Origin of the sequence: Haemophilus parainfluenzae (genome assembly GCF_014931275.1) — a bacterium.
In the GTDB taxonomy this organism is placed as follows: domain Bacteria; phylum Pseudomonadota; class Gammaproteobacteria; order Enterobacterales; family Pasteurellaceae; genus Haemophilus_D.
The window spans coordinates 1,958,355-1,965,000 of sequence record NZ_CP063110.1 but is presented as its reverse complement, the minus strand read 5'-3'; the positions used below and the strand labels follow the sequence as shown (position 1 = coordinate 1,965,000).

2 protein-coding genes and 2 rRNA genes (1 of these 4 running past the window's edge) are annotated in these 6,646 nt (G+C 43.8%); 2 read left to right on the top strand and 2 right to left on the bottom strand.

All coding sequences use genetic code 11. The annotated features are described in order from the left end of the window. Nucleotides 1-2,323, top strand: a 23S ribosomal RNA gene (locus tag INQ00_RS09435) (it extends 577 nt beyond the left edge of the window). A gap of 149 nt (nucleotides 2,324-2,472) precedes the next feature. Continuing rightward, a 5S ribosomal RNA gene (gene rrf / locus INQ00_RS09430) occupies nucleotides 2,473-2,588 on the top strand. A gap of 167 nt (nucleotides 2,589-2,755) precedes the next feature. On the opposite strand, the gene glnE is transcribed toward rrf, so the two are convergent. Together glnE and miaA are read right to left on the bottom strand one after the other, a co-directional pair. Continuing rightward, on the bottom strand, nucleotides 2,756-5,689 hold the full coding sequence (gene glnE / locus INQ00_RS09425) for a bifunctional [glutamate--ammonia ligase]-adenylyl-L-tyrosine phosphorylase/[glutamate--ammonia-ligase] adenylyltransferase (protein WP_197546893.1): 2,934 nt from the start codon (nucleotides 5,687-5,689) through the stop codon (nucleotides 2,756-2,758). A 3-nt stretch (nucleotides 5,690-5,692) separates the two neighbouring features. Next, on the bottom strand, nucleotides 5,693-6,646 hold the full coding sequence (gene miaA, locus INQ00_RS09420; protein ID WP_197546892.1) for a tRNA (adenosine(37)-N6)-dimethylallyltransferase MiaA: 954 nt from the start codon (nucleotides 6,644-6,646) through the stop codon (nucleotides 5,693-5,695).

Genomic DNA, 6,646 nt, shown 5'->3' with positions numbered 1-6,646 from the left:
GTCAGCGACTTATATTTTGTAGCGAGGTTAACCGAATAGGGGAGCCGAAGGGAAACCGAGTCTTAACTGGGCGTTTAGTTGCAAGGTATAGACCCGAAACCCGGTGATCTAGCCATGGGCAGGTTGAAGGTTGGGTAACACTAACTGGAGGACCGAACCGACTAATGTTGAAAAATTAGCGGATGACTTGTGGCTGGGGGTGAAAGGCCAATCAAACCGGGAGATAGCTGGTTCTCCCCGAAATCTATTTAGGTAGAGCCTTGAGCGGACACCTTCGGGGGTAGAGCACTGTTTCGGCTAGGGGTCCATCCCGGATTACCAACCCGATGCAAACTACGAATACCGAAGAGTGATACTCAGGAGACACACGGCGGGTGCTAACGTCCGTCGTGGAGAGGGAAACAACCCAGACCGCCAGCTAAGGTCCCAAAGTCTATATTAAGTGGGAAACGAAGTGGGAAGGCTTAGACAGCTAGGATGTTGGCTTAGAAGCAGCCATCATTTAAAGAAAGCGTAATAGCTCACTAGTCGAGTCGGCCTGCGCGGAAGATGTAACGGGGCTCAAATATAGCACCGAAGCTGCGGCATCAGACGAAAGTCTGTTGGGTAGGGGAGCGTTCTGTAAGCGGATGAAGGTGAATCGAGAGGTTTGCTGGACGTATCAGAAGTGCGAATGCTGACATAAGTAACGATAAAACGGGTGAAAAACCCGTTCGCCGGAAGACCAAGGGTTCCTGTCCAACGTTAATCGGGGCAGGGTGAGTCGGCCCCTAAGGCGAGGCTGAAAAGCGTAGTCGATGGGAAACGGGTTAATATTCCCGTACTTGGATAAACTGCGATGTGGGGACGGAGCAGGTTAGGTTATCGCACTGTTGGATATGTGCGTTTAAGTTTGTAGGTGGGAAGTTTAGGCAAATCCGGACTTCTATTAAACACTGAGAGATGATGACGAGGCTCTACGGAGCTGAAGTAACCGATACCACACTTCCAGGAAAAGCCACTAAGCTTCAGGTTTATCTAAACCGTACTGAAAACCGACACAGGTGGTCAGGTAGAGAATACTCAGGCGCTTGAGAGAACTCGGGTGAAGGAACTAGGCAAAATAGCACCGTAACTTCGGGAGAAGGTGCGCCGGCGTAGATTGTAGTCCCTTGCGGGCGAAGGTTGAACCGGTCGAAGATACCAGCTGGCTGCAACTGTTTATTAAAAACACAGCACTCTGCAAACACGAAAGTGGACGTATAGGGTGTGATGCCTGCCCGGTGCTGGAAGGTTAATTGATGGTGTAATCGAAAGAGAAGCTCCTGATCGAAGCCCCAGTAAACGGCGGCCGTAACTATAACGGTCCTAAGGTAGCGAAATTCCTTGTCGGGTAAGTTCCGACCTGCACGAATGGCATAATGATGGCCAGGCTGTCTCCACCCGAGACTCAGTGAAATTGAAATCGCCGTGAAGATGCGGTGTACCCGCGGCTAGACGGAAAGACCCCGTGAACCTTTACTATAGCTTGACACTGAACATTGAATTTTGATGTGTAGGATAGGTGGGAGCCTTAGAAGCAGTCACGCCAGTGATTGTGGAGGCGTCCTTGAAATACCACCCTTTAACGTTTGATGTTCTAACGAAGATTACGAAACGTGGTCTCGGACAGTGTCTGGTGGGTAGTTTGACTGGGGCGGTCTCCTCCCAAAGAGTAACGGAGGAGCACGAAGGTTTGCTAATGACGGTCGGACATCGTCAGGTTAGTGCAATGGTATAAGCAAGCTTAACTGCGAGACAGACAAGTCGAGCAGGTACGAAAGTAGGTCATAGTGATCCGGTGGTTCTGAATGGAAGGGCCATCGCTCAACGGATAAAAGGTACTCCGGGGATAACAGGCTGATACCGCCCAAGAGTTCATATCGACGGCGGTGTTTGGCACCTCGATGTCGGCTCATCACATCCTGGGGCTGAAGTAGGTCCCAAGGGTATGGCTGTTCGCCATTTAAAGTGGTACGCGAGCTGGGTTTAGAACGTCGTGAGACAGTTCGGTCCCTATCTGCCGTGGGCGTTGGAGAATTGGTTGGGGCTGCTCCTAGTACGAGAGGACCGGAGTGGACGCACCACTGGTGTTCCGGTTGTGTCGCCAGACGCATTGCCGGGTAGCTAAGTGCGGAAGAGATAAGTGCTGAAAGCATCTAAGCACGAAACTTGCCAAGAGATGAGTTCTCCCAGATTTAAAATCTGTAAGGGTTGTTTAAGACTAAGACGTAGATAGGCATGGTGTGTAAGCGGTGCGAACCGTTGAGCTAACATGTACTAATTGCCCGAGAGGCTTAACTATACAACGCTCAAGGGTTTTGGGTGTTGTAATGATACAAAGACGAGACTCAGAGAATAAAGAGAAAGTATTGAAGGTTAATCAGCTTGTTTGGTTGTGAGCGCTAGAGATAGTGGAGCAGAGAGAAATAGAAAAGTTATTAAAGGAATAATCCTGGCGGCGATAGAGCGGTGGTCCCACCTGACCCCATACCGAACTCAGAAGTGAAACGCCGATGCGCCGATGGTAGTGTGGGGCTTCCCCATGTGAGAGTAGGACACCGCCAGGTACTGAATGTGAACCCCAAGCTGAAGAGCTTGGGGTTTTTTGTTTATGGATTTTTATTAAAGATTACTTTGACAATATAAGAGCGGTAGAAAGTTAGGCTGTTTTTGCGTAGAGAATATATGAAAAGGAGTTTATTCCAAATATATGGGGATAGACTCCTTTAATTTTTTAAGAAAAGAGCTTTTGCCAGAAAGAACAAACAAATTCCCTTTCTTCTGTAAACGCCGAATCATCAACAATGACAGGATTCCCTAATAAGTTCAGGTGATGAATTTTATTACGCAATGTCACGTAACAGGATTTGAGCTTTTCACATTCTGTTAGAGAAATAATGTGATATTCAGCCATGGAATCAAAGATGCGGACGTTATCAGACCATTTTGTTAATGTTGGATTAGCTGGGGCATTTGCAAGCATCAGATATTGGGCGATAAATTCAATATCGGTAATGCCACCACGATCTGTTTTGATATTAAAAAAGCCTTCTTTTGTATGAGATAAATGGTCGTACATTTTTTCACGCATTTCTCTTACTTCAATTTTTAGCTGATTGATATCTCTTTGAGCAGAAAGTACATTACAGCGAATTTTTTCAAATTCTGCTTTTAATTCAGTTTCACCAAAAATGGCACGACTGCGGACAAGTGCCTGTTTCTCCCATGTCCAAGCTTCATTGAGTTGATAGTTTTCAAATGCTTGAAGCGAACAGCCTAGTAAGCCCGCATCGCCTGAAGGTCGTAATCGCATATCAACATCGTAAAGTATGCCTGCACTGGTATTCATACTAAAGATGCTGACAATTTTTTGAGCCAATCTTAAATAGAATTGATTGCTATCAATGGATTTCTTCCCACCAACAGTCACTCCTTCAACAGCTTGGTATAAAAAGACTAAATCCAAATCAGATTTATAACCGAGTTCAATTCCGCCTAATTTACCGTAGCCAATGACTAAAAAGCCTTTTTCTGTTTTATCAACTAGATGTTCAGGTACACCAAATCGTTGACTGACTTGTTGCCAAGCAAAATTGACAACGGCATCAATGATTGCTTCTGCCAGATAAGTGAGATGATCGCTTACTTTCATAACAGGCAATACGCCTAGAATATCAGCGGCTGCAACACGTAATAAAATAGACTGTTTAAATTGGCGTAAACCGTCAATGAATTGGTCTTCATCGTCTTGCGGTAATCGCAGCATATATTGCTTTAATTCGTCAGGATACTGTGTGAATGGTAATGGATTACGTAGCGCTTCAGTTTTTAATAATTCATCGAGTAGAATAGGGTGACGAGCCACTTGCTCAGCAATCATCTGGGATTGCGCACACAATTCAATTAGCTGCTCAATGGCTTGGGGGTTTTCTAAGAGTAATTCTAAATACGTCGTTCTACTCGCAATTCTATCGACAATATTGAGGATGCGTGGCAACAAAGTGCGGTAATTTTTTTGCTCAAATATTTGGGGGAAGATATTTGGCAATAAGTGAGCTAAAACTTCTCGACCTCTAGAGCCAATAACCCGGCGCGCAAGCCCCTCTTTGAATTGAATAAGTTTATCTAAGGTATCGGAAATCGCGTCCTCATCAATATGGTTATCGACCAGCATTTGTTCAATATCATCAAGATCACTTTCTAAAAAATCAATCCACTGATTATTGTCATCGCTATGTTCATCTTTTTCTTCACCAATTAGTGCATCAAAAACTGACCTCACTTTTTGTTGGTGTGTTTGTAGTGTTTGATAGAAATCATCCCAGTTTTCAATTGGATAAGATTTTGTCGTAGCCTGATTGTTTTCATCTAAATAAGTGTATTCTCGACAAGCAATCATTAATCTAAGGCGATTTTCTTCATCTGTTGGCAGAAGTTGCGTTTGTTGGTCATCAATGGCTTGAAGCACGTTTTCACTACGTCGTAGAAAGATATAAGCGTCTCTTAATTCATGGTATTGTTGAGACGTAATTAAACCGAGATCTCGTATTTCAGGAAGAAGTTTAAGCAATTCATGTTGTTGGAGTTTGATCTCACGTCCACCACGAATCAGTTGAAAAACTTGTACAATAAATTCGATTTCTCGAATCCCGCCTGCGCCTAACTTAATATTGTCTTTTAAGCCACGACGACGTACTTCGCGCTCGATTTTACCTTTCATTTCACGTAAAGCTTGAATCACACTAAAATCAATATAGCGTCGATACACAAAGGGGCGAAGTAATTGCTGCAAGGTTTTTACATTGGGATCTTGCTCATCGGCTCCTAAAATACGCCCTTTGATCATGGCATAGCGTTCCCAGTCTCGCCCTTGATCTTGGTAATACTGTTCCATTGCAGAAAAACTTAAGGCTAGCGCACCGCTGTCACCAAAAGGGCGAAGGCGCATATCCGTACGATAGACAAAACCATCAGGCGTGAATTGATCTAAAGCATTGATCAGACGTTGTCCTAAACGGGTAAAAAATTTGGCGTTGTCAATGGCTCGTCTTGCACCAACGGTTTCTCCCTGTGAAGGGTAAGTAAAAATTAAATCAATATCAGAGGAGAAATTTAGTTCAAAACCACCTAATTTTCCCATGCCAAGAATATAGAGTTGCTGTGGGTTGCCATTTTCATCGCAAGGCGTGCCCATTTCTTCGCAAGCTTGTTTGTACAGCCAATCTCTCGCACCAATGATAAGACTCTCTGCAAGTTGAGAAAGACGAATAAAAATTTCTTCTACGGTGGCAAGATTCAAGCTTTGACAGAAACTAAGTTTTGCCATTTCTTGATTACGAAAATTTCGTAGCGTTTTGTAAAGCTGTTCTTCGTTTTGGATAGTGGAGAGTTGGTCAGCTAAACGGCTAGCATAATGTTGACAATCTGAAAATTGAGGTGGTGTTTGCCACCATTGGGCTAAAAAGTGCGGTTGTTTTTTTAAGACTTTTTCCAAGAAATCAGACAGACTGATAGCATAGTTTATTTGTCCGATTGTTGTCGTGAGCTCTGTCGCGTCCCGCTCGATTTGTTGGGTTATTTCATCAAGATTCATTTCAGGGAAATGTTGGCAAAGCACTTCGCCAAGTTGAATGAGTTTTTCAGTCGAAAGCGGAAGTGAAAGCACCATAATTTACCCCTTAAAATGTTCGTCAATCTTGCGTAATACGATTTCTTTGGCTTGTTGCGGTTGCAGACTATCTAGCCAATTTAATGGTGTTTTCCAGCCGCGTAGCCAGGTGATTTGTCGTTTTGCTAATTGTCGAGTTGCACAAATACCGCGGAAGACCATTTCTTCATGATCATAGTCACCTCGTAAATATTCCCACATTTGGCGATAGCCCACACAGCGGATAGAAGGCAAATCAGGATGGAGATCTTCTCGTTGATAGAGTTTTTCAACCTCTTCTTGGAAACCTAATTCGATCATTTTATGGAAACGTTGTTCGATACGTTGATGTAATACCGCACGATCTTCTGGTGCAATCGCGAATTGTAAAAATTGATAAGGCAATTTTTCGCCTTTTTGTTCGGTTAATTCCGTTAATGATTTGCCCGTTAAATAGAATACTTCTAATGCACGATTAATACGCTGTGAATCATTTGGATTGATACGATCTGCTGAAACAGGATCAATTTTTTGTAATTCTTGATGAAGAGCAGGCCAGCCAAGTTCTTGCGCTTTTTCTTCAATCTCTAAGCGTAAATTTTCATCAGCAGATGGAAGGGGGGAAAGTCCCTCAATCAATGCTTTGTAATACAACATCGTGCCACCAACCAAAAGTGGAATTTTGCCTTGCGCGGTAATATCAGCCATTTCTCTGAGCGCATCGTCACGAAAATTCATCGCAGAATAACTTTCAGCGGGATCTAAAATATCGATTAAGCGGTGAGGAGCAAGAGCAAGTTCTTCTTTAGAAGGCTTTGCCGTACCAATATCCATGCCTTTATAAATTAATGCAGAATCGACACTGATCACTTCCACTGGCAGGCTTTGACGTAATTGAATAGCAAGATCTGTTTTTCCTGAGGCCGTCGGTCCCATCAGAAAAAGTGCGGTTGGTTTGGAGTCAGTTTTTTGTGTCAT

What these genes read in the sequence shown, in the direction of transcription:
- glnE (WP_197546893.1), bottom strand. Translation starts at nt 5,689, where the DNA reads ATGGTGCTTTCACTTCCGCTTTCGACTGAAAAACTCATTCAACTTGGC.
- miaA (WP_197546892.1), bottom strand. Translation starts at nt 6,646, where the DNA reads ATGACACAAAAAACTGACTCCAAACCAACCGCACTTTTTCTGATGGGA.